General features: G+C 64.4%; 1 protein-coding gene. It reads left to right on the plus strand.

Going from position 1 to position 2328, the window contains the following annotated elements; all coding sequences use genetic code 11:
- Window positions 1–2328, plus strand: a 2328-nt coding sequence (locus tag AVJ23_RS21825; protein ID WP_367576951.1) for a beta strand repeat-containing protein, incomplete at both ends; no start/stop codon positions are given.

The following is a 2328-nucleotide window of genomic DNA, read 5'->3' on the forward strand; positions in this document are numbered from 1 at the left end:
TCGCCCAGAAGAACGAGCTGCTGAACGACACGCTCGACGGCGGCGACGGCACGGACGAGATCGTCAACGAGAACGCCAACCAGGCGCTGCAGCTGGGCGGCTTCAATGACGGCGTGAGTGTCTACAATTTCGAGAAGCTGACCGGCGCGGCCGGCGGAAACGGCAACGGCGTCAAGATCTCCGGCACGGGCGGCAACAACACGTTCGATTTCTGCGGCGTGACCGTGACCAACGTAACCCTCGTGAACCTCGGGAACGGCCATGACAGCGTGGTGACGGACGCGGACGCCACCGCGACCATCGAGTATCGCGGCGGGAACCATACCGACACGATCACGCTGAACTTGACCCCGGCGCAATGGGCCAGCCTCTCGGCCGCGGACATCGCCGCTGTCGAGGCCTATGTCGCCGATCCGACCGACGCCGGTGCGGTCGCCGGCCTGAACGCGGCGCTGGGCCCGGTGGGCATCAATGTCGATGACACCTTCGAGACGGTGACGCTCTCGGCCGAGGTCAACGGGACCTGCATCGACATCACCGACTGCTTCGGCAAGAACGTGGTCGCCGGGACGAACGGCGCCGACGTCATCGACATCGCGTCCTCGTCGGGCGTGATCGGCAACATGACCTCCGGCGACGATCTGGCGTTCGGTCTCGACGGTGACGACGTCATCCACACCGAGGACGGCGGCGCCGATTGCGTCTTCGCCGGCGACGGGGACGACACGATCATCGTGAATGGCGGATCGGCTCTCGACGACCACATCGATGGTGGCGCAGGGTCTGACACGATCACGAGTTCTGCGACGTCGCAGAACATTACGCTCGGCAATGTCAATGCAGGGCTTTCGGGCGGCGGCAATGCGGAGAACATCGAGGCCATCCAGGGCGTCGGCAAGTTCAACAATGGCGCCCGGACGCTCTCTGGCACGGACGACGACAACACCTTCGACCTATCCGGCGGTTCGATCGACAATATCCGCCGCATCAACATGAAGGACGGCGACGACACGCTCGATCTCACGGGCGCGAGCGTCACCGGCTTTGACGATGTCGTGTCCCAGATCGAGATCAACCTCGGGGGCGGTAGTGACACCTTCCTCGGCAGCGACGCCGACGAAAAGATCAGCGGCGAGAGCGGCAACAACGCGGATGCGGGCGAGTCGAACACCATCGACGCCGCGGGCGGCAACGACATTGTCATTACGAGCGGCGGCGCCGACGACATCGACGCCGGCACCGGCAACGACACCGTGCTGGCACGGGCCGACCACCTGCTGAACGACACGCAGGTCGAGGGCGGTGACGGCAACGATGTGCTGGCGAACAGCAGCACCTCCGCGGCGCTCCAGGTGGCGGATATCAACGCCGGAACCGGTCCGGGCGCCGTCAGCGGGTTCGAAGAGATCGTCGGCAAGGGTAAGTTCAACAACGGCGGCCTGAACCTCAATGGAACTGCTGACGCCAACACCTTCGACTTGGAGGGCATCGACCTCGACAACTGGAAGCGGGTCAACCTTCTCAGTGGTGACGACGTGGTAACTACGGCCGATGCGCATGGAACGCTCCGCACCCAGTACGACGGTGGTGCCCAGGACACCGAGGATCACATCACGCTCAACCTGACGCTGGCGGAGTTCACGGCGATCGTGACGAACCCCGCCCAGGCGGCGGCGCTCGACGATTACCTGAGCGACCCGACCGGCAAGACGCTGGATATCGCGGCCCTCGACTTCACCGCGAAGGGTTTCGAAAGCGCGTCCCTGCTGGTGGATGGCCTGCCGATCGCGGCCGACTGCTTCGTCGGCAAGAATGTCGTCATCGGCACGAACAGCGGCGATACGATCCCGTCGAACGGCCTGCCGGGCGCCATCGGGAACGTCACGAACGGCGACGACCTGGTGCTGGGTCTTGACGGGAACGACGACATCACGGCCGGCGGCGGCGACGACTGCCTGTTCGGCATGGATGGCAATGATCGTTTCTTCGCCACAGGGCAGGATGCGCTCTACGACGTGATTCACGGCGGCGACGAGGCTGGCGGGCTTGGCGACGAACTGATCAACACGGGCGGCTCGCTGCAGCTGTTCGGCTTCAACGACGGGGTCCATGTCTCGGGGATCGAGGTGTACCGCGGCAATGGCAAGGCACTGAAGGGAACGAACGGGAGCAACCTGTTCGACTTCTCCGCGGTCAATGTCGAGAATAACTCGGTTCCGGTTATCGAGTTGAAGAACGGCGACGACACGGTGATCGGCGGCGGCGTCGACGACCTGACCTACGATCTCGGCAACGGCGACGATACCTTCACCGGCACGGCCGCGCGCA

Source organism: Pseudoponticoccus marisrubri (assembly GCF_001482405.1).
Lineage (GTDB): Bacteria > Pseudomonadota > Alphaproteobacteria > Rhodobacterales > Rhodobacteraceae > Pseudoponticoccus > Pseudoponticoccus marisrubri.